Here is a 22,271-nt window from a genome sequence, read left to right as displayed (position 1 = left end):
TTATTCCTCACTTATCTTGTTTTAATTTTAACTTTTTTAGTTGTTTTATTGTAGTATGCACTTCCTTTGTATGTAACTACTGCTGTAAATTTACCTTTTTTGGTTAGTTTGGTAATTTTGAATGTTGCTTTGCCTTTGGAGTTGGTTTTTGCAGCATATGTTTTACCGTTGACTTTTAAATACACTTTTTTATTTTTTATTGCTTTATTTTTATTGGTTTTTAAAATTATGCGGTATTTTTTGGTTTTTGTTTTTACCTTGAAAGTTTTTGCCTTTGCTGTTAATTTAGGGGTTGCCTTTTTAACAACAATCACTCCGTAGGAATCAGATTCAACATGATTATTGTCTCCACCATAACTAATTTTAGCAACATAAGTCTTTGGAGCCAATTTTTGAACAGATATCTTGATTTGACCATTCTCATCAGTAGTGTAATTTTCAATACCTTTCAAATTAACAGATACTGAAGCGTTTACTATAGGTTGGTTTGCATAGTCTTTTAATGAAATAACCAGATATTTATCATCATTATATGTTGCAGTAACATTATCGGCAGTTAATTTGGTTGTTGCTTTTTCAACAATGATTGCTGTTTCTGCACTTGAACCCTCGAAACTGTCATTTCCATCAAACTTGATTTTAGCAGTGTAAGTGGTTAGAGCTAAATTTTGGATTGGAATTTTAATATGACCGTTTTCATCAGTAGTATGATTTTTAATTCCATTTAAGTCAACAGATACTGAAGCATTAATAATAGGGTTATCTGCATAGTCTTTTAATGTGATAACTAGGTTTTTATTAACATTATAAGTTGTTATAACCGTATTGGCAGTTAATTTAGTGGTAATCTTTTTAACAGTGACTGTGGTTTCCGTGTTTGAATCAGTATAACTGTCATTTCCATCAAATTTGATTTTAATATCATATTTGTCTGGAGTCAAATTTTGGAGTGGTATTTTAATATGGCCGTTTTTATCAGTAGTGTAATTTTTAATTCCATTTAAGTCAACAGATACTGAAGCATTTATTACAGGATTATCAGCACGATCTTTTAATGTGATAACTAAATTTTTAGCCACACCATATGTTGTTGTGACAGGATCTGCAGTTAAGATGGTTGTCTTTTTAACAATAACCTTTGTTTCTAAACGGGAACCAGTATAATTTTCATTTTCCTCAAAACTGATTTTGACATCAAAACTCTCTGAATCATTATGAGTTGAAATTTCAATTCGACCTTCTGAATCTGTAATGTAATTTTTAATTCCATTTAAGTCGACAGATACGGTTGCTTCACCTACAGGATTGTTTTCACCATCCATTAAAGTAATTGCCAAAATTGCACCATCATTTAAGGATTCAACACTTAATTTGGTGGTTGCTTTTTTAACAATTACTGTTGTTTCTGCACTTGTACCAGTATAATAATAGTTTTCATTAAATTTGATTTTTGCAATGTAATTGCCTGGGATTAGATTGCGTGTTGAAATGTTAACTTGTCCATTTTTGTCAGTAGTGTAATTTTTAACACCACTCAAATCAACAGATATCTGAACGCCACTTATAGGTTTTTCCTGACTATTTGTTAATGTAATAATCAAATCTTTATCCTCATTGAAAACAGTTGTGATAGAATTTGCAGTTAGTGTAGTGGATTGTTTGTTTACAACAATTTTGCTTGTTGCATTTGATTTTGAGTAGAACTCATTTCCATTAAATGTTACATTTGCAAAATATGTATAAGGCACTACATTTTTAATAGTTATTTCAATCTGACCGTCGTCATCAGTGGTAAAATTCTTAATGCCGTTTATATCAGTAGATACTGAAGCACCACTTATAGGATTTCCCTGTTCATCTATTATACTAATTTCCCATCCTTCTCCAACATTTGTTGAAAATATGATTTTACCATTTTCATCTGTAGTATTTTTACTTAAAGATAAAGCAAATTGAACTGTTTCGCCAGCAATAGGATTTCCCACATTGTCAATTAACTTGATTATAAATTTTTCGCTACTGTTATAATCAGTTGATAGTGAAGTTAAGATTAATTTAGGATTGCCTTTATTTACAACAACTTTTGCAGTGGCATTTGATTCTGAATAAATCTCATTTCCGCCAAATATGATTTTTGCTTGGTATTCATTTGGAGCCAAATCTTTTGTATTCACTTTAATTCTGCCGTTTTTATCAGTAGTATGATTTTCAGTTTTATTTAAATTAACAGATATGGCAGTATTACTTAATGGATTTCCATTGGCATCAAACAAATAAATTACCAAATCCTCATCAATATTGTAAAATGTTACCACAGGATTTGCTGTCAATCTGGTGCTAATTTTATTAACAATGGTTTTTGCAGTGGTGGTAGACCCTTCGTAAAAATCATTTTCCTTAAATGTAACCTGATATTCATATGTACCTGGAGCTAATCCTTCAGTAGATATTTTAATCTTACCATGATTGTCGGTTGTATATTCTTCAGTTCCGTTCAATTCAACAGATAATTTATTGTTATTTAATGTATTGCCCTTATTGTCTGTTAATGTAATTTCCAAGTATTGTGTGACATTATATGTTGTTATTAAGTTATTTGGAATCAGTTTAGTTATGCCCTTATTGATTATAAGAGTTATGGTTTTGTTTAATCCTCTGTAGTGGTCTGTACCATTATACTTTATATTTATTACATAAGTATCTGGATTTAAATCATCAATAGGTATGATGATTTGACCGTTGTCATCAGTTGTCACATTTGTTATTTTACCATTCATTTCATAGGATATTGATATATTGACCATAGGTCTGTTTATATTGTCCACTGCCCTGATTGTGAGGTTATCTTCATAAGTATACCATGTAATGAAATTATTTCCTGAGATTAAAACATCACTATATACATCAAATTTTCCTGTGTACTGTCTAATTTCGGGATATCCATTAACAGATATGACATAGTCACGACTTTCAACAAAAGGAATTGTCCACTCTGAACCAGTTGAACTATGAAACTCTTCGTCATCCCCATTCTCTTTAGTGGTACTGATTAGAACATCATAACCGTCATATTTTTGACCATTGTATTCCATTTCAAAGACGATTTTACCTCCGAGACTGGTATTAGTATCGCCAGTCATGGTAAAAGACGGAACAATAATATTTGTGTCCGTAGACTTCGAACCGTCTTTCATCAAACATAGGAACCTTGAACCTTCTAACATATTATCGCTTATGAAAGTACAAAACTTAGCATCAACCTGATATGTTGCACTAGCCTCACTTTTTTCTGCTGAGTTATCTTCAAAAGTACAATTTATGGCAGTACCCAAATACATTGCACCTCCATTTCCCCTAGCATGATTATCAGTAAAATAACAGTTTATTGCTGTACAATGTCCGTTAATAGCCGCACCACGTATATTATCCGCATTTTCATCCAATTTTCCTCGTTTAAATGTAATATTTTTAAATACGACCTTCGAACCATCTGAAACCTGAAATATACGTGACTTATAATGTCCATCAAGTGTATGTCCCTGACCATCAATAGTTATATCTTTTTCAATTTTTATTCCATCCACCTTATAGCCATCATTAATATAATCCCTATCAAGAACTATTGTTGAACCTGACTCTGCACTATCAATTAATTTTTCCAAATCTCCAAAGGAATTGTTACCTTCCTTCAGCACATCATCATTTTCTGTTTTTTCAATTACTTGTATTTTTTCAACACTTATCACTTCATCATTTACATCTTCCAAACCAACAACGTCCGTTGTGGCATTATCAGCCGCACTTACTGCTGAAAGAGTAAATAATAGTAAAATAAGCATGACAAATATCATGTTTTTTTTATTAAACATTACTACTTTACCCCCTCATTAATGATAATATGTTTGAATGACATATATTATAAACATTTATAAAATTATTCAATTGATAAAAAATTAGTTGAACAATTAAATGAAAAATAAAATATCTCGGATATTGTCCTTGATTACAATGTCTGATTCTCTACATGAAAAGAGTTAATCTAGTTGGTTCGCCAGTTTGTGTGGAAATCCTTGAAAAAAAGCTAAATTGAAAAATAGTAGGTAATTATTAAAAAAATAAAATAAATTGCAGATGCAAATTTGCATCTACTTAACGATAATTTTTTGTTTTGCCGCTTTGCATTGTAATATTTGTTTCCTGCAAACTTAGCGGCGGCAGTGTATTTGCCAGCTTTGGTCAAATAAGTTATTTAAATATTGTAAATGGTTCTTTCATCCATTTCTAAAAAAACTAGTGAACCAGTATCTTTGTCAATATATGGTCTCTGGTCGTTTCTTGCAGTTTCCAATAATGTAGATGGGGTAAAACCAAATTGTTCATGTATCTCTCTGAAAGTACTATTGTACGCCCTTATTCTTGAAGTGGACAGCTGTTTATTCTTGATAAAATTTTTTAATTTAATATCAGTTTCGGAGAACTTTTCTTTTGACATATAGTTTATTTATATGACTTTTATTTAATTTAAACATTGTGGTAATCATGCAAGTTTTTGTATGACTCCAAATACTAGTCCTATAAAACAATTGCTTCAGCTTAAGAAGGGTTAATCTCCATAATGCAACATATTCAATGAATTAGACAAATCTTCTAAATACATAAGCAAAAATTGATCCTGCAAGATTCTGCCAAACCGAATAAAGAGCTCCTGGAACTGTTGCCTGGGACAGGTTTGGAAAGTGGTTCTTTGCAAGGCCAGTTGATAAGCCAGAATTTTGAAATGAAAGTTCAATTGCAATGGTAACAATTTGCTTCTTGTCCATTCCGGCCAAATAACCAACACCAAATCCGAGAAACATCGCAATGAAATACTGTAAAATAATAACCACGATTATGATAGCAGATGAAGTTAGAATAGCCTGTTTATTAGTTCCTATTACTCCAGCAACAATTAAACAAATTACAATTGAGGATATTGCAGGCAAATAATCTTTTAACTCATCACAGAATTTAGGAAACTTATAATTCAATGTTAAACCTAAAATGATTGGTATGATGACAATCTCAAGGATGGAAATAAACATGTCAGTCGGATTAAAATGAATTTGATTGCCTATTAACAATAATGTAATCATTGGAGTTAAAATCGGCGAAATCACAGTGGAAAGGGCTGTTAATGAAACAGATAATGCCACGTCTCCTTTGGAAAGAAAAGTTATAACATCAGAAGCGGTACCTCCTGGAACGGTTCCAACTAAAATAATACCGACCGTCAATGCATCATTTAAGGAAAACATTTTTGCAAGACAAAATGCTAAAATGGGCATTATGACATATTGTGCCAAAAGCCCAACAGAGATTTCTTTTGGATTTTTAAATACATTAACAAAGTCATCAACCTTTAATGTAGTTCCCATTGTAAAAAGAATGACGCTTAATAATAAATTCAATATATTTATACCGTTATATTCACTCAAAACCCATTTAAATGAATTTGGGTAGACTAAAGAAATAACAACTGCAAGCAATATAATTATGAAAAAATATTTTTCAATGAATTTAAAAATCCTTTTCATAAAATTAATTTTATATTAATCTTTTAAAAGATTATCGATACCAAAAAGATGAGAAAAAAATGAATAAAAATACTTTAAAAATAAATATGGTGGTGGTTTAGTTCAAAAATTAATCATCATAATACCTCATAAAATCATCGGATTCAGAAGTTTCCTCGAATTCTTTGATAAACCCTTTCAGGTCATTGACAAATTCTTCTTTTCTTTCGGCCAAATCTTCGATTTTAGAGTAGTCTTTTTTTACGGCAATAGTCATTATGATATCATCAGTCTCAAGAGTCAATTCAGGATATAACTCGTCTATGAAATCATCCATCTTATCCTCTTCCATGTTCCTGATGAGCCCTGGCAAGGTGTCCTGCAGCAATTGCTCCAACAAGTGATAATTCACCGGCCAAAACAGTACTTGCAACAATTTCAGCAAATTCCTTAGCTTTACCGGAACCCGCTACGCCTAAAATTTCAAGTCCCTCATGAGCCACTTCCAGACCGGTTCCTCCGCCCACAGTGGCTACAGGCAAGTCAGGCAAGTTAACTGAAAAATACAAATCCCCATTTCTGTTTTCAGCTGTGGTAATGCCCAATGAACCTTCAACGACATGTGCTGCATCCTGACCGGTTGCCAAGAATATCGCTGCAACCATATTCGCATAATGGGCATTGAAACCCAAACTGCCACTGGCTGCAGAACCAATCAAGTTTTTAGCGATGTTCACTTCGACAATAGAGTCTGTAGTTGTCTTCAATTTCTTTTCAACTATTTCCTTTGGAATTAATATGTCTGCTATAACGCTTTTTCCTCTTCCTTCAACAATGTTTATAGCAGCAGGTTTCTTGTCAACGCAAACATTTCCGCTCAATGCCAGATGTGTCGCTGTAGTTTCACTAGCCAATTTATCCAATATTTTTTCACTGGCTATTGTAACCATGTTCATGCCCATACTGTCTCCAGTTGAGAAAACAAAACGAGGATAAACATAATTTCCAACAATTAAGATAGGATCTATTTTCAATAATTTTCCATGGGATGTTGTGCTTTCGGCAATTTCTTTCAATTGTGAGAAATTATCAATAAACCATTGCTTAATCTTTAATGCATCGACTGCCCCTTCACACTTTATGGCAGGCGCCCTTGTCATGATGTCAGATATGACCCTTGAATTTGCACCGCTTGATGCAGTAATGGCAGATGCTCCTCTGTTTATTGATGCAACCAATGCTCCTTCAGATGTTGCAAGAGGAACGAAAACTTCTCTTTTACAGAATTCACCATTTATTTTCAATGGCCCTGCAATTCCCATTGGAAGCTGCAGAACTCCGATTGAATTTTCAATGTTTCTGGCAGATGCCCTTTCCATGTCAATGGAATAATTTGAAATATTGGATAAGTCTATGGAGTATTTCTGTTCTAGAAATTCCCTTCTAATATCCGTTGCATCCTTAGCATCAACCTGTTTATCAACCTGGTAAAGCTTCATTTCACCATTTAATAATTTATCAATAATTTCCTGATTTGTCATTAGATAACCTTTTTAAGTAAATCTACAATTTCGGATGGTTTGATTGCAACTTCAACGCCAGCATCATTCAAAGCTTTGGTTTTACTTTCGACAGTACCGGAATTTCCTTGGATGATAGCTCCGGCATGACCCATCCTTTTGCCTGGAGGTGCGGTTCTTCCTGCAATGTAAGAGACTACAGGTTTGCCCATTTCCTCTGCAATGAATTTGGCTGCTCTTTCTTCTGCAGTTCCTCCAATCTCACCGATTAAAACAACTGCATCGGTAGCATCATCTTTTTCAAATCTTTTTAAGATATCCACATAGTTATCTCCAGTGACTGGATCCCCGCCGATACCTACACAGGTACTTTGTCCAATTCCAGCATTGGTAAGTTCGCTTGCAATCTCATATGTTAATGTACCGCTTCTTGAGATGACACCGACATTTCCTTCAGAAAAGATATGGGTAGGCATGATGCCTAATTTACCCACTCCAGGGGATATGATTCCAGGAGTGTTAGGCCCGATAATTGTTGTTCCCATTTCCTTTGCATATGCCATGATTTTCATGCTGTCATGAACCGGTATATGCTCGGATATAATAACAACCAAATCCAAATGCCTGATTGCTTCAAATGCGGCGTCTTTTGCAAATTTCGCAGGTACAAAAATGATTGAAGAGTTAATGTCAACCTCTTCTGTTGCCTCTTCAATTGAATTGAAAATTGGAACTTTGTCTAAAAACATTTGCCCTCCTTTTCCAGGAGTGATGCCTGCAACAATATTAGTGTTGTAATTTAACATCTGTTCAGTGTGAAAGGAACCTTGTTTACCGGTTATTCCTTGAACTAAACATTTTGTATCTTCGTTTAATAAAATCATATTATAACTCCTATCTTAAAATTCTGGTTTTATTTTCAAACGGAACAGCCAGATCAATGACATTGCCATTCATGAAAGCAGTAGCCGAAAATATGACGCTTCCAGGCAATACATTGCAGGTTGTTCCTCTTTTGACTAAATAAGTATTCTTATTTCCAAGTGCTGCTCCAATCATGGCGCTTGCTATTACGCCAACAGATTCAATGTCTTCCACAGTGGCCACAACAACCGGATCATCAGTTTCGGGTGACACATAACCCACACCAGGTACCTCTCTTGTTTTCGGCTCTATATAATCTGAAACATCTGTCAAGTTTTTCATGCCCTTTGCAGCATCAATTGCAGAGTTTGCAACATCCCCAACAAATGGTTCTCCCCCATATGTATCAAAACCTAAAACAATTGCATCAGGATATCTGTCGGGTCTGATATTGGCTTGCGCATAGGAAACTCCTTCACCAGCATCCTCTGGAGTTTGGGAGATTCCAGACAAATCGCCTAAGTTTTCAGCACTCAATTTTAAAACATTAACGATACCTTCATTAATAGGTTCAAGCAAATCATCTTCCACAAATGCACTGATAACAACATCATCGCCAGTGACATTTGTTAAAGCAACATCCCTTGCACCTAACTCTTTTACCGTATGAAGGTTTTTTTCAATAGTTTCTACTAGTTCAGCGCTACAGGACACATCATTTCTTGATATGTCCGCACCTATAGCAGTAATCTTCAAATTAACACCTTGTATAATCGATTGGTTAAATAAATAAAATATAAATATTTTATTGGTATATATTTTGTTTTTCAATTTATATAAAGATTGGGAGTTTATTAAGAAAATTTAATTAATAACTAAGATGCAAATATAATAATTGATGTATTCGCAAACTAAGATTGCAATTCCAATTTTTCAGAAGAATTGCAATGATGTAATTGAAGTGGCTAATGATTGCATTAGCAAAGGTGCTGACGTATTGGAATTTAGAATAGATGCACTTTCAAATCCCGATATAAAAGAAATAAAAAATACAATCGAGGAAATTAACTTTCCGACAATAGCCACAAATAGAATCAACACCGAAGGCGGGTCCTTTAAAGGCACAGAGGAAGAAAGGTTCAATATCTTATATGAATGCTGTGACGTTGCGGATTATGTGGACATCGAACTTCAAAGTGACGATGAATACATCAACAGGATTCATGAAACCGGAGTTACAACCATCGTCTCATATCATGATTTTGAAAAGACTCCAAATCTAAATGAAATTACATACATCGTTGAAAAGGAGCAAGAGCTTGGAGATATAGCAAAGGTTGCTTTCATGCCGCAGGATTTGGAGGACACATTGACAATCCTTGCCGTTCTTTCACATTGCAAGGACACAATAGCCATTTCTATGGGCGATTTGGGAAGTTACACCAGAGTCATGGCATCAAAATTCGACTCACCGATTACCTTTGCTGCCGGAACTGACGTTACTGCACCAGGTCAAATTGATATTGAAACCATGAAAGCGCTGCTTAACATGGACCTGGACATAATGGATCAGTGATCAGCATGGCAAAAAAAACCATTTTAGTTTTAATTATACTTATTTTATTGGCATTTTTGGCATTGAATATTCTAGGAGCGAATTCCGTTGAGGTCTACATTGATGGCGAAAATGTTAGCGCTAAAACAAATACCCTGTCAAATATCGATAGGGAAAGCATGAATCTTGAAATCTGTGATTATACATTTGAAGTCATGGACAACACCAGCGCCAACATCACTACATTAAAAGAAGGGATAAACGATATCTGCAGCCGTTACGGCTTGGAAAATGTCAACATTAACATTGACTCCAGCATTGGTGAAAACCAGATTCCAATCTTAGTGGAGGTTGACGGAACTTCAATGCTTCCTACCCTGGAAAACGGCCAGGATGTTCTATTAAACAAAACCCATGACATCCAAGTTGGAGACATAGTCGTTGCAAAATCAGATGAATACGGCAGAATCATAAAAAGAGTCGATGAAATCAATGGAAATTCCATTCACCTGGTGAGTGACAATAAGAACGTTTCATACGAATACATTAATGGTGAATTGTATCTTGTCAAAGGCATAAGCACATGGGTTGACATCTCTGACATTAACGGTGTGGCAATATCATATTAAAAAAAAGGAAGACGGGAAGTGAGAAATATACTTCCCTAATAGAGAGTTGAAATATTTAATTATAAAACAGGAGATAGCTACACTGCAGCATCCCCCTCTTCACCAGTCCTTATTCTAATTACGTTGTCCATAGGATAGATGAATATTTTTCCATCCCCAATATTTCCAGTATGGGCACCCTTTTTGATTGCTTCAACAATTGTGTCTACACCTTCTTCTTTAACAACAATTTCAATACGTGTTTTTGGAATCAAATCAATACAGTAACTGGATCCCCTGTATGATTCCTTAATTCCTCTTTGACTTCCACGACCTTTTACCTCGGATACATTCATGCCTTCACATCCGACAGCCAAAAGGGCGTTTTTAACATCCTGATATTTTTCTTGTCTTATGATTGCAACAATACTTTTCATAATTACACCTAGTTAAAATTATATGCTGATTCCTCATGAAGATTTGTGTCAAGTCCACCGACTTCCTCATACTCTTCAACTCTAATGCTGCCCATTGCTTTGTCTAACACTTTAGCCAATATGAAACTTATTGTGAATGAATAAGCTAAAGTGGCAACAACACTAATTATTTGTATAACAACTTGATAAGGGTTTCCTGCAACTAAACCTGCAACACTGCCTACTGCCGGCACTGCAAATATTCCAGTTGCAATTGCACCCCAAACACCAGACATACCATGTATTCCCCATACATCTAATGCATCGTCGTATCCAAGTTTTGCTTTCAGGAAGTAGATTGCAAAGTAAGACACAAACGGAGCTACTGCACCTATTACCATTGCACCTGGAACATCGACAAAACCTGCCGCAGGAGTAATAGCCACTAGTCCAGCTACAGCACCAGAAATTGCACCTAATACTGTTGGTTTTCCAACAATATATGTATCCAAAGCTGTCCAAACAATTAATCCTAAAGCTGCAGCAACATTTGATACTATAATTGCATTTGCTGCAAGACCGTCAGCTGCAAGTCCTGATCCTCCATTGAATCCCATCCATCCAAACCAGAGCAATGCTGCACCAAGTACTGCATATCCTAGGTTGTGAGGAATTAATGAAGTGTCTTTTCTTTTACCTAACACCAATGCAACAGCTAATGCGGCTGCACCGGAGTTCATATGAACTACCGCTCCTCCTGCAAAGTCAAGAGCGCCTAATTGCATTAACCATCCTCCTCCCCATACCCAGTGGGCTACAGGGATGTATACTAAACATATCCATAATATTGTAAAGATTACCCATGCTTTTGTTTTCATCCTTCCAACTAATGCTCCTGAAATAAGGGCAACAGTCAATCCTGCAAAAGCACATTGGAACATTACAAACAATAATGTTGGAATTGTTCCTGTTAAATCATCTAATGCAATTCCCTGCAAGAAGAAATTAGATGGTGATCCTATAAGACCGCTGACATCGCTACCAAATGCAAATTGATAACCGAATACCACCCATATAACACTTACAATTGAAAATGCAATGAAAGTTAAAAAAATTGTATTTAAAACATTTTTACGTTTACTTAATCCTCCATAAAAAAATGCAACAGCAGGAATACTCATTAAAAGTACTAATAAACTACAAATCAGTATCCATGCTGTGTCACCTGCACTAAAAACCATATCCATTTTATCTTCTCTACTAAATTAATTAAAATATAAATAAATATTAACCGGCAAAATTGTCGGAAGTAATATGTCGGAAGTATCATTCCGATATATAGTAATTGTAGCTAATAGTATATAAAGATTTGTATTTTAAAAAAAACCATGAACAAAAAATAATTATTATAAAAATATAGTAAATATAATATAGCAATTCTAAAAAAATGCTAAAAAATATTGTATTATTATGCAAAAATTGAGGAAAATATTAATCTCAAACAAAAAAAATCTGATAAGACAAATACAAAAAACTATCTAAAATGAATATATTTTAATAACCATTAAATAATAGCTATTTAAATAAATAATAATAGTTTAGATTAAATTTTTAATAAAAATAAAAATAAGTGTTATTATGAAAGACTCCATAAAAGCAAAAATAATTATATTTTTAATAATAGCAGTCATTGCATTTGTTATCAGTAGTGCTTTAGCTAGTCTAACAATAACTAAAGATAATGAATCCTATAAATTAATATCAATCGATAATGATTCATTCGAACCTCACCTAATTAACAAGGTTCCAACCATCATTCCAAAAAACAACAATACGAACAACACAACATCAAATAATAATCACAACTGGAATCATACAAATGGAACGCATAATTGAGCTTAGAAGGATTGAAAAAATGGCAGGAAAGAAAAAGTTTATCAGGGATAGTGTCTATGGTGATATCAGCATAGATAAATTTGAAGAAAGAATTATGGACATGCCACAATTCCAACGTTTAAGAAGAATCAAACAGCTAGGTTTAATTAATTTAATTTACCCTGGTGCAACACACACAAGATTTGAACATTCAGTTGGAACAATGAATTTGGGATCAAAATTATCAACTGAACTAGGTTTGGATAACGATGACATTGAATTGATTAGAGCATCCGCGCTCTTGCATGATATTGGACATGGCCCATTTTCACATGTCTCAGAAGGAGTTTTATCATTTCCCCATGAAGAGCTAACCAAATACGTCATTACAAAAACATCCATGAGAGATTTACTTGAAGAGAAGTTTGATGTGAATAAAATAGTCGATATCGTTAACGGACAAGGATACCTGGGCCCGATTGTTTCCGGTGAACTTGATGTGGACAGGATGGATTACCTTTTAAGGGATTCACATAATACCGGCGTAGCTTATGGTGTAATAGATTATGAAAGAATCATTTCAAACTTAAAACTTGAAGACGGATTGATATTAGACATGAAAGGAGTTCAAGCCGCTGAAGGAGCGCTAGTGTCAAGATATTTCATGTATCCCAGTGTTTACCAACACCACACAACAAGAATCGTCAATTCAATGTTTAGAAGGGCACTTGAAAAAGTGTTTGATGCTGACATCGTTAATGAAAATGAAATCTACAAATATGATGATGCTGACATGATAAGCATTTTCAGAAACTGCGAAAACCAATTTGCAAACAACATAATGTCCAGGCTAGACACAAGACAACTCCTAAAAAGGGTTAAGACAATCAGGCTGGACAATTTCAAAGTTCCAGAAAAAATGTATAAAATTGAAAAGAAAGCCTTAAGAAAAGCCGAGGAAGAAATTGGTCAAGATTACGATATAGACAAAGATTATGTGTTTATAAATATTGCAGAATATCCTCGTTTTGATGAAATGAAAACTCAAGTTAATGTTGAGGGCAAATTATATCCATTGAATGAAATTTCAAATATTATATCTGCATTAAGTAAAGCAAGATTCAATATACCTGACATCAGCGTATATGTTCCTAAAGAGGAAACATCAAAATTCAATAAATTCAAACTGGAAAATTACCTTGATTTGCCTGAAATCGATAGAGAAAAATTCCATGGTATTCATTATGACCAGATTAAACTATTTTAGGAGATAAAAATGATAGTTGTTGCAATTACGGGAGCTAGCGGAGTAATATATGGAATTAGATTGCTTGAAGCATTAAATGAATTAGAAATAGAAAACGGTTTAGTTATCAGTGACGCTGGGAAAATAGTTATTGAATCAGAAACTAATTATTCCGTTGAAGAAGTAATCAATCTGGCGGACAATTTCTATGATTTCAATGATTTAACCGCTTCCATCAATAGCGGATCATTTAAAGCGGACGCATTAGCTGTTGTCCCATGCTCTATGAAAACATTATCATCAATAGCTAACGGATATGGGGCGAATACCATTACAAGAGTAGCTGACGTTAGCCTTAAAGAAAGAAGGCCAACTGTAATTGTTCCCAGAGAAACTCCACTTAGAAGCATCCACATACAAAACATGCTGACATTATCACAAGAAGGAGCTATAATTTTACCGGCAATGCCAGGATTTTATTCAACACATGACACCGTTGATGATCAAATCAATTTCATTGTTGGAAAGATTTTAGATTCCTTGAAAATTGAAAACAGTCTATTTAAAAGGTGGGAATAAATGTTAGAGGATAAAGATTTTATTAAATCCTGTGATGTTCCAGGACCAACAAAAGAGGCCATACGCGCCATCATATTATACAAATCTGAAGTTTCCAATACTGATAAAGTTGTTGACTGCGGCTGCGGAACCGGAGGCATAACCTGTGAATTTTCACAAAGAGCTCGTGAAGTGATATCAATAGACACCAATCCTGAAGCTATTGAAGTTTGCAGAAGAAATCTTGAAAAATTTGGACTTGGAGATAATGTCACATTAATTAACGATAATGGATCAAATGCCCTGAAAGATATTGACAACATCGATATTGCCATTGTAGGAGGCAGTGGCAGAGAACTTGAAAATATCCTGGATGTAATTCATGAAAAATTAAATCCAAAAGGCAGAATCATTATTACAGCAATACTCGTCGATACTAAAGTCGAGGCAATAAATAAACTAAAAGAATTAGGTTATAATCCAAAGATTATGGAAGCGAACGTTTCTAATGGACGTGTCCTTGATCGTGGGATTATGATGATTAGTGAAAACCCAATTGCCATCATTACTGCTAAAAAACGATAATTAAAAATTTTTGGAGATAAAAAATGGACAGTCATAAAAAATGGAAAATAAAATTTTCCCTATTAATGGTAGTTTTAATAATTATCATATATGGATCCAATTACCTTGTATTAGGTGATGCTGAACATATTATATCTTATATATGGACTCATTTAGGTTTTATTCCTGTAGATATACTTATTGTGGCATTTATACTTGATGAGATTATTGAAAGAAAAGAAAAAGAAGCTATGCTTGAAAAATTAGACATGCTTATGAGCACATTTTTCTCTGAAGTCGGGAATGAATTAATTTCCCAATTAAGCTCAGTGAACAAATATAAAGCAAATACTGAAAATTTAAAGTCTATAAAAGACTGGGATGAAAAAGATTTCGACAATAAATTATTAGAACTTAAAAATTCCAGTATTGATTTCACAGCAGACATCACAACAGATGAAAGGGAAGAATTTTTAGAAAACCTGAAAACTTTATTAGTCGATAAAAGAGAGTTTATTATTAATCTAATAAACAATCCGAACATTCTTGAAAAAGAAGAATTTACCGGCTTAATAAATGCAATTTTGCATTTAGATGAAGAACTAGAACATAGAGCTGATTTAGCCTTAGTCAACGATGCTGATTTTGGACACCTGAATGGTGACATGCAAAGGGTATATGACAAATTAGTTTATGAATGGGTTTACTACCTAAAATACCTATACAAAAATTACCCATACATGATTGCGTTGATTATACGTACCAATCCATTTGACGATACAGCAGACGTCTATGTGAAAAATTAAATTTTTGGAGGATTTAATATGAGTAGTGAAATTAAAGATAACGAAAATATTAAATCTTGCATCATTTTATGTGGAGGGCAGAGTAGAAGAATGGGTCGTGACAAGGGATCTATGATTATTCAAGATAAACCTATGATAAAACACATACTTTCTACTTTAAACCACCAAATAAACGAAGTTGTTATTGTCTTAAATGATAAAGAAAGGATTGACAGGTATTGTGAATTTATAAATCCTACTGAATACACATACACCATCACATTTGCTGAAGACAAGATAAAAAATAAAGGCCCAATGCCTGGAATCATGACCGGGCTTTCATATATCACAAGCGATTATTCACTGGTATTGCCCTGTGACAGCCCCTATGTTTCAAAAAATTATATAAATACTATTTTTTCAGAAATTGATGTGGATTATCAGGCTATCGTTCCTTACCATGACACTGAAAATAAATTAAAAACATCAGAGCCTCTTCACTCAATCTACAGTAAAAATATTATTCCAATCATTGAAGATTTAGTCAATCATGATATTTTACATATCAAAGGATTGATTGAAAAAATAGATGCAAAATTCGTTTTAATTGATAATAAAAAAATAGAAAAAAAAGAATTTAGAAATCTTAATCGTCCATCAGACATTTAAAGATTTTCCATTAAGTCTTTTGTTTTTGAAATTGCCGTATTTACGCAATAAAGAATTTCATCTTTAGTTAAAGGTTTCTTACCGCCTTTTTGCATTGCGCAGATTCTGCCTTCTTTAGTAACGCCAACATTTAAACGGGCACTAGCCACTTTTTCTTCAGTTAATGTTGGGTCAATTACCATCTTATCACCAATCTTTACAAAAGTACACATTGCTACTTCATTATTGATTGGCAATTCAAAGGTTTCGTCTTCACTAATGACCACTTCTTCATCCACGATGCTTGCAACAGGCAATTTAGTAGATTTGAGTGCGGCCATTACAGCCAATTCAGCTGCGTCGAATAAGTTTCCGCAGTTATCAATTATATGCAAATCAATGAATAACATCCAAACATGCTTTCCTTCCTCTACACATAATTTATCCAATTCGACCAATTCACTTTCACGAATGCCCCTATCAACTACACGTGCCAGCTCGATTGAATCCTCGCTAGGTGGTCCTGGTTCAAAATTAGGATCAGCCATAGGCAACATTTCACAATTAGTCATTAGAACTCCCAAATCGGGAGTGTCTGGGAATGGGCTTCCAAGTTGTGGTTTGATACCTACAATAACTTGAGTTCCACCAAGTTTTACACGAGCAGAACCTTCAGCTTTAGAAATAACATCAGTTTCAATAGAAACATCCCTATATTCGTTTAATTCCCTGCCATCTTCTCTTTTATCATTACTGACAAGGTTTGTAATGCTTTGTCTTGTAATTTCCGGTACGATTTCCATATTATCCACCCACTTATTCTGTAGAATATTTTTTCATTAAAGCCTCTTTTTGAAGCTTACTTACTTCAAGACATCCTTCCATAGCTAAATCAATTGCTTTTGCGAATTCTTCTTCGGTTAAATCACCGTCACTTTGTAATAATGTGATTTCACCAGTTCTAGGCATCATAGCTATTGGAACATCAGCTTGACCTTCTTTATCTTCAACTTCAGACAAGTCAAGTACAATTTCATCATTAACTTTACCTGCAGCACAACCTACAACGATATCCTTCATAGGCACTCCTGCATCAACTAAAGCAACAGAAGCCGCTGTGATTCCAGCACAACGAGTTCCACCTTCAGCTTCGATTACTTCTATATAAATATCAATCATTGAACGAGGATAATTTTCTAACATTAAAGCTGGTCTTAAAGCGTCAGCTGTGATTTTAGAAATTTCAGATGACCTTCTATCTGGACCTGGTCTTTTCCTATCATCTACTGAGAATGGTGCCATATTATATCTGCATCTGATTACTCCAGTATTTGGTTCGAGCAATCTTCTAATGTATGATTCTCTAGGACCATAAACAGCTACTAAAATTTTATTTCCTCCAACTTCCAAATAAGCAGAACCATCTGCACGTTCGAGAACTCCTGCTTCAATTTTGATAGGGCGCAATTCATCAAATTTCCTACCATCTTCTCTTATCATTTCAGACATTATATCAACCTCTTATAATACGAAGAATTAATCATCATCATTTATTATTCAAAATAAAAGAATTATTTGAGTTATCACCATAAGATATGGCGTTATCTTTTTTATTTTTATTTTTTTTCTTTAATTCTTCAATAACTTCAGCGATATCCGGTTTATCTTCTTTTTCGCTACTTTCTTCAGCTTCTTTCTCTTCTTGTTCTAATTCTTCTTTAAAATTTTGAAGTTTAGGTTTTTCTAAAACAAATTCCTCTTCCTCTTCGAAAACTTCTTCAGGTGGCAATTCACCGTCGATAGCTAAATACAATTTGTTTTTAATCTTATTAGTTAAACCAGAAGTATGAGCTTCAGCCTCAATTAAATGAATAATATTCTTGGTAAGCTGTTCCATGTCCTCGTCTCCTTTAACCCAAACGAGACCATTTTGACCAACGACGATTTTACAGTTGGTTTTGTCTTTAATCATGTTGATCATAGAACCTTTTTTACCGATTAATCTAGGAACTTTAGTTGGAGCAATATCAACAATTATTCCTCCTTTAAATTTACCCATTCCTCTTCCTTTTAAACCGAGTTTTGCCTTCTTGATTTCATCAACGTCGACAACTCTTAAAAATAGAACATCCCCAACATCGAAAACTTTGTTGAGTTCTTTTTTCTCACGACCAAACACTTCAAAAGCAGGTAAAATTCCGGAATAAGGTGAATTAATGTCAACATCCCACATTGAGAATCTGACATCATTTATCTTACCTATTACAACATCTCCTTTTTTAGGGACATACTTGCTTTTGAGAGGAATAACTCTAATCTTTTTATTCCTTAAAGAAACAAGTCCCATTAAAGAAGAGCAAACTTTACCATTGTCTTTAAAGGTACCTCTTCCTGAATAGTATTCCTCATCAGCTAATATCTGACCAGGAATTACTAAATCTTTATTTTCCACATATATCATAATAATCCCATAAGCTTTAGTTTATAGTTTTGGTTTCTGCAGCTCCGCCTGAAATTTCAGCCATTTTAGATGCGAAAGAATTTTGAAGGCCCCCCGGCATTTCAACGATGCCAATCCATGAGCCGTCTTGTTGCCATTCTTCATTGATAATTTCTCCAAATCCATGAATTACAGAATAAGCACTTCCTGCAGCAGAACCTGGAAGCCTAACAGCAACTTTAACTTTTTCAAACCTGATTGGAATGAGTGGCTTAATGGCTTTTAGAGCAGCTTGTACTTGTTGATCAACTGAAGTAAATGGATCAAATTTTACTTTTGCTTCATCACATGCATTTTCAATTCTTTGAACTGGATGAGGCAAACCGTTTTGAGGATTTATCGCTTCTCTGGAAATCTTGTTAATAACCAATTTCCTTTTATCCTCTTGCATTTTTCTCTTTTGATCCGCAGTTAATTGAACAGTACCCTTTTCAAGTATAATTTTAGAAACTTCAATAGGATCTGTAGTTTCGAATATTTTATTCATAGCTTCATCGGAAGCCTTATCTCCTTTTTTGGAATCCTTAAAAATTTCTTCAACAGCTAAAAGATCTTCAATGGCAACATCTGGACCATCAGGATTTCGAAAATCTGCTGCTAAATCAGGGTCAACCAATATTTCAAAGTGTTCACCGCAGTACTCATATTTAGCAATAATAGCTTCATCAACATTGACCATTGAAACATCCCCTAACCAGATAAATTATAAAACTTATTCTTCATCATCTTCAGATTCATCATCGGACAATTCTTCAGATTCTTCTTCATCTTCTTCCTCTTCTTCAACGAGCACTTCATCAATGTATTTTTGCACTTCATCTTGAGAAAGTTTTACGTATTTTTCATCGTCGTTTTTAATTACTGCAATTTCAACATTTTTTGAAGTGGTGTCATGGTCAGTGGCTTCATTAATAGCAGTTAAAGCTAGTCCGATAGCTCCTTCCAAGGTTAAATCATCACTATACTCCTCTTCAAAAATTTCCATGGCAGCTGATCTGCCTGAACCAATAGCAGTTGCTTTATATTCAATTAATGCACCACTAGGATCAGTTTCGAATAATTTTGCTTTGCCGTCATATACTCCACCAATGATTAAAGCAGAACCAAATGGCCTTACTCCACCATTCTGGGTATATAATTGCAGCATGTCACATAATTTTTTAGACAAACTGTCGACTCTAATAGGTTCGCTGTAAGTAATCTTATTTATTTGAGCTTCAACTCTTGCTCTTTCCACTAATGCTCTTGCATCAGCTACAAGGCCAGAAGTAGCTGCTCCAATATGCTCATCTATTTTGAATATTTTTTCGATAGATGACGCTTCAACTAAACTAGAAGTGGTTCTTTTATCAACAGCTAAAATAATTCCTTCAGAACATTTAACACCTATAGATGTAGTTCCTCTTTTGACAGCTTCTCTTGCATATTCGACTTGGAAAAGTCTTCCGTCTGGGCTAAATACAGTAATAGCTCTATCATATCCAGCATTTTGTAAAGGTTGCATAATATTACCTCACATTTATAGAATATTTTTTTAATAAATATCAAAAATTTTAATTCAACTACATAAAAAATTTAATTTCAAAATCAAAACCAAATCTCCATGAAAAGGCAATTTTAATTTTAATCACTACATTGTAGTTTATTAAAATATAATTTTATTCTTTCTTCCATAAATCCAATTGATATTTATAATATATATTATTTATAAAGTTTTCTATTTTAAAATAACAAAAAGTAATTAAATGTATTTCTGTGATGCCTTAATAGTGCCTGACAAACCAATTGTTGTAATGGCAATTCTATTGTTATTATATTTATTTGCTAAAGCAAATGAAGATCTTACATCCTCTACAAAATCTCTTTGACACCTTACAATAGCCTTATAACAATAATATTCATCATTTTTATCCATTTCAAAAAATTTCATGACCCATAAATTAAAATTAGCAGTATTCGATTCTCCTTGAAAACGAATGCAAGCATCCCAAATAATTGAAACCAGATCATCCTTTGTAATGGGAGATGCTATCTTGATTTCAATAGTCAAATACCTGTTATTTTTTCTAAGCGTAGGAGGCAAGACTTTAAGCTTCATCGCTAACCCTCCTAACACCCTTCAATATCATTTTGTCCCTGTTTTTATTAAATTCCAGTATATTCCCAGCAGTCCTAAAAGAATTTTCGATTTCAGCACCTGTCAAACCTGTCTGTTTGAACACCGCCATGAAGTCATGAGTTGTTCTGATATCAAAAACGGATTCCGCCCTGGATGATAAAACCAATGGAAAATCAAATTTCCTATATAACGTATAAATATCTTTAAAATTGGAAATTACTTTGGCCCTATAGGACAAATAGGTTTTTAGAATATCATTAAAGCATAATTCAACTGCAACATTATTTCTTACAGCCTCTTTTACCAGAACATGATTCAAGCCACTGTCAAATCTTCTTAAATAAGGCCTTGAGAGGATATCAACCTGTATATTTTCAACAGCAGCCCTGTTAACTTTCAAATCCCCTCCGATAACAGAAATACATAAGGATTTATTTCTAAATTTCCTGGTGAGTTTGCGAATCTCATTAACATTATCTGATTTAATTTCTAAAGTATAATCAAAATCAATAACGCTTTCCAACCCATCTTCAAATTCCTGTTTAAACTTTAAAGCATTTTTGAAATCATTTTGATTATATGAAAAGTTAATATGGTTCCAGCCATATTTAGAAGCTTCACAAGCTAAATTTAAATTAGCATCCAAGCTGCTTCCTTTAATATTTAAATCAAAAAACATAGTAAATAATTTATTGTTTTATTATATTAATAATTTATCAAAAAAATAAAAGAAAGTGATTAAAAATCACTATTGATACCTGTAAAATTCAACTTTCCAGCTTACGGTTTCATAATAATCAATTGTAAATGTATCTGATGAAGATAAAGTGCAAGTAAATGAATCAGATCTTGTTTCAACAGCACTTGTTGAACCCCAGTCAACCCTTCCAGATTGACCATGTGTATTTGAAACAGACAGATGATTTGAAGCATAATTCTTAATTGGATATGCTGAGAGCTTTACCATAATATCACCAGATGGAACCGTGATTGATTGTGAACCCGAACCGGAACCCGAATAACTGCCAATCAATACCCATGATTTTGAATCATCATCAGATTGAGAACCTTGAGATGAAGTTGTAGCTGAACTATCATCATCTTCATCAGATTGGTCTGACTGTGAATCATCAGATTGGTCAGAATTAGAGTTCATTCCCGCAAAATAACCAACAGCTGCAACAAGAAGTATAATCACAACAACCAAAGCTATTATTGCATACTTCGAATTATTGTTAGAATTAGACTCCTCAGGTTTTGGAGTCTTTTTCTCCTCAAATGATGCACCGCATTTAGTACAAAATTTTGCTTTCTTCTTATTCTCGAAACCACACTTTTCGCATTTCATATTATCAAACTAATAATCCATTAGTATTACTATTATCTTTAACTAAACTACTATAAATATATTTTAATCTCAACATACTACCAAAACCGATGAAAAGGTGTTTAAGATACTTA

Annotated in this window: 25 protein-coding genes; 8 read left to right on the top strand and 17 right to left on the bottom strand. The window is 33.8% G+C overall.

Features of this window, described 5'->3' with window-relative positions:
* Positions 1-11: 11 nt before the first annotated feature.
* The 7 genes from IJE64_RS10495 to IJE64_RS10465 all read right to left on the bottom strand — a co-directional run bounded on the left by IJE64_RS10495 (position 12) and on the right by IJE64_RS10465 (position 8,692).
* Positions 12-3,869, bottom strand: coding sequence for a hypothetical protein (locus IJE64_RS10495; protein ID WP_292785591.1), 3,858 nt, complete (start codon positions 3,867-3,869; stop codon positions 12-14).
* A 380-nt stretch (positions 3,870-4,249) separates the two neighbouring features.
* Complete coding sequence (locus IJE64_RS10490; RefSeq protein WP_292785589.1) at positions 4,250-4,492, bottom strand: hypothetical protein; 243 nt, start codon at positions 4,490-4,492, stop codon at positions 4,250-4,252.
* A 142-nt stretch (positions 4,493-4,634) separates the two neighbouring features.
* Positions 4,635-5,573, bottom strand: coding sequence for a bile acid:sodium symporter family protein (locus IJE64_RS10485; RefSeq protein ID WP_292785587.1), 939 nt, complete (start codon positions 5,571-5,573; stop codon positions 4,635-4,637).
* A 109-nt stretch (positions 5,574-5,682) separates the two neighbouring features.
* Positions 5,683-5,904, bottom strand: coding sequence for a hypothetical protein (locus IJE64_RS10480; RefSeq protein WP_292785585.1), 222 nt, complete (start codon positions 5,902-5,904; stop codon positions 5,683-5,685).
* Positions 5,891-7,093: a hydroxymethylglutaryl-CoA reductase (NADPH) gene (gene hmgA, locus IJE64_RS10475; protein ID WP_292785583.1), complete on the bottom strand. Its 1,203-nt coding sequence runs from the start codon at positions 7,091-7,093 to the stop codon at positions 5,891-5,893. Before hmgA ends, IJE64_RS10480 begins: the two co-directional genes overlap by 14 nt.
* Positions 7,093-7,956 carry a succinate--CoA ligase subunit alpha gene (sucD, locus tag IJE64_RS10470; protein WP_292785581.1) on the bottom strand — a complete coding sequence of 288 codons (864 nt, stop codon included), beginning with the start codon at positions 7,954-7,956 and terminating at the stop codon, positions 7,093-7,095. Before sucD ends, hmgA begins: the two co-directional genes overlap by 1 nt.
* A gap of 10 nt (positions 7,957-7,966) precedes the next feature.
* Complete coding sequence (locus IJE64_RS10465; RefSeq protein WP_292785579.1) at positions 7,967-8,692, bottom strand: hypothetical protein; 726 nt, start codon at positions 8,690-8,692, stop codon at positions 7,967-7,969.
* 142 nt (positions 8,693-8,834) lie between these two features.
* Between IJE64_RS10465 and aroD the strand changes: the two genes are divergently transcribed.
* Positions 8,835-9,512 carry a type I 3-dehydroquinate dehydratase gene (gene aroD / locus IJE64_RS10460; RefSeq protein ID WP_292785613.1) on the top strand — a complete coding sequence of 226 codons (678 nt, stop codon included), beginning with the start codon at positions 8,835-8,837 and terminating at the stop codon, positions 9,510-9,512.
* A gap of 5 nt (positions 9,513-9,517) precedes the next feature.
* Positions 9,518-10,120: a S24/S26 family peptidase gene (locus IJE64_RS10455; protein WP_292785577.1), complete on the top strand. Its 603-nt coding sequence runs from the start codon at positions 9,518-9,520 to the stop codon at positions 10,118-10,120.
* A 77-nt stretch (positions 10,121-10,197) separates the two neighbouring features.
* Here IJE64_RS10455 and IJE64_RS10450 read toward each other — a convergent pair whose 3' ends face one another.
* Complete coding sequence (locus IJE64_RS10450) at positions 10,198-10,536, bottom strand: P-II family nitrogen regulator (protein WP_292785575.1); 339 nt, start codon at positions 10,534-10,536, stop codon at positions 10,198-10,200.
* Between the two features lie 8 nt (positions 10,537-10,544).
* Positions 10,545-11,762, bottom strand: a complete 1,218-nt coding sequence (locus IJE64_RS10445; protein WP_292785573.1) for an ammonium transporter — start codon at positions 11,760-11,762, stop codon at positions 10,545-10,547.
* A 391-nt stretch (positions 11,763-12,153) separates the two neighbouring features.
* Here IJE64_RS10445 and IJE64_RS10440 point away from each other — a divergent pair, with 391 nt between their 5' ends.
* The 6 genes from IJE64_RS10440 (at position 12,154) to IJE64_RS10415 (ending at position 16,212) form a co-directional block, all read left to right on the top strand.
* Positions 12,154-12,411: a hypothetical protein gene (locus tag IJE64_RS10440; protein ID WP_292785571.1), complete on the top strand. Its 258-nt coding sequence runs from the start codon at positions 12,154-12,156 to the stop codon at positions 12,409-12,411.
* A 19-nt stretch (positions 12,412-12,430) separates the two neighbouring features.
* Positions 12,431-13,657, top strand: a complete 1,227-nt coding sequence (locus tag IJE64_RS10435) for an HD domain-containing protein (protein ID WP_292785612.1) — start codon at positions 12,431-12,433, stop codon at positions 13,655-13,657.
* A gap of 9 nt (positions 13,658-13,666) precedes the next feature.
* Positions 13,667-14,215, top strand: a complete 549-nt coding sequence (locus tag IJE64_RS10430) for a UbiX family flavin prenyltransferase (protein WP_292785569.1) — start codon at positions 13,667-13,669, stop codon at positions 14,213-14,215.
* Positions 14,216-14,779 (top strand): precorrin-6Y C5,15-methyltransferase (decarboxylating) subunit CbiT, encoded by a 564-nt coding sequence (gene cbiT, locus IJE64_RS10425; protein WP_292785567.1) that lies wholly within the window; start codon positions 14,216-14,218, stop codon positions 14,777-14,779. It abuts the gene before it with no gap.
* A gap of 182 nt (positions 14,780-14,961) precedes the next feature.
* Entirely contained in the window at positions 14,962-15,564 is a 603-nt protein-coding gene (locus IJE64_RS10420) for a hypothetical protein (RefSeq protein ID WP_292785565.1), read from the top strand.
* Positions 15,565-15,582: 18 nt separating this feature from the next.
* Positions 15,583-16,212: a molybdenum cofactor guanylyltransferase gene (locus IJE64_RS10415; protein WP_292785563.1), complete on the top strand. Its 630-nt coding sequence runs from the start codon at positions 15,583-15,585 to the stop codon at positions 16,210-16,212.
* Here the strand turns inward: IJE64_RS10415 and rrp42 are convergent.
* The 8 genes from rrp42 to IJE64_RS10375 form a co-directional block, all read right to left on the bottom strand.
* Positions 16,209-16,994, bottom strand: coding sequence for an exosome complex protein Rrp42 (rrp42, locus tag IJE64_RS10410; protein ID WP_292785561.1), 786 nt, complete (start codon positions 16,992-16,994; stop codon positions 16,209-16,211). The genes IJE64_RS10415 and rrp42 overlap by 4 nt on opposite strands.
* A 13-nt stretch (positions 16,995-17,007) precedes the next feature.
* Positions 17,008-17,703, bottom strand: coding sequence for an exosome complex exonuclease Rrp41 (gene rrp41, locus IJE64_RS10405; RefSeq protein WP_292785611.1), 696 nt, complete (start codon positions 17,701-17,703; stop codon positions 17,008-17,010).
* A gap of 34 nt (positions 17,704-17,737) precedes the next feature.
* Positions 17,738-18,652: an exosome complex RNA-binding protein Rrp4 gene (gene rrp4, locus IJE64_RS10400; protein ID WP_292785559.1), complete on the bottom strand. Its 915-nt coding sequence runs from the start codon at positions 18,650-18,652 to the stop codon at positions 17,738-17,740.
* A 16-nt stretch (positions 18,653-18,668) separates the two neighbouring features.
* Positions 18,669-19,370: a ribosome assembly factor SBDS gene (locus IJE64_RS10395; protein ID WP_292785557.1), complete on the bottom strand. Its 702-nt coding sequence runs from the start codon at positions 19,368-19,370 to the stop codon at positions 18,669-18,671.
* A gap of 33 nt (positions 19,371-19,403) precedes the next feature.
* On the bottom strand, positions 19,404-20,195 hold the full coding sequence (gene psmA / locus IJE64_RS10390) for an archaeal proteasome endopeptidase complex subunit alpha (protein ID WP_292785555.1): 792 nt from the start codon (positions 20,193-20,195) through the stop codon (positions 19,404-19,406).
* A gap of 237 nt (positions 20,196-20,432) precedes the next feature.
* Positions 20,433-20,789, bottom strand: coding sequence for an Rpp14/Pop5 family protein (locus tag IJE64_RS10385; protein ID WP_292785553.1), 357 nt, complete (start codon positions 20,787-20,789; stop codon positions 20,433-20,435).
* On the bottom strand, positions 20,779-21,489 hold the full coding sequence (gene rnp3, locus IJE64_RS10380; protein ID WP_292785551.1) for a ribonuclease P protein component 3: 711 nt from the start codon (positions 21,487-21,489) through the stop codon (positions 20,779-20,781). Before rnp3 ends, IJE64_RS10385 begins: the two co-directional genes overlap by 11 nt.
* A gap of 69 nt (positions 21,490-21,558) precedes the next feature.
* Positions 21,559-22,158 (bottom strand): zinc ribbon domain-containing protein, encoded by a 600-nt coding sequence (locus IJE64_RS10375; protein WP_292785549.1) that lies wholly within the window; start codon positions 22,156-22,158, stop codon positions 21,559-21,561.
* Positions 22,159-22,271 lie beyond the last annotated feature (113 nt).

The organism is Methanobrevibacter sp. (assembly GCF_017409525.1).
Taxonomy (GTDB): domain Archaea; phylum Methanobacteriota; class Methanobacteria; order Methanobacteriales; family Methanobacteriaceae; genus Methanocatella.
The sequence above is the reverse complement of the archived record's forward strand: the minus strand, read 5'-3'. Positions and strand labels throughout refer to the sequence as shown.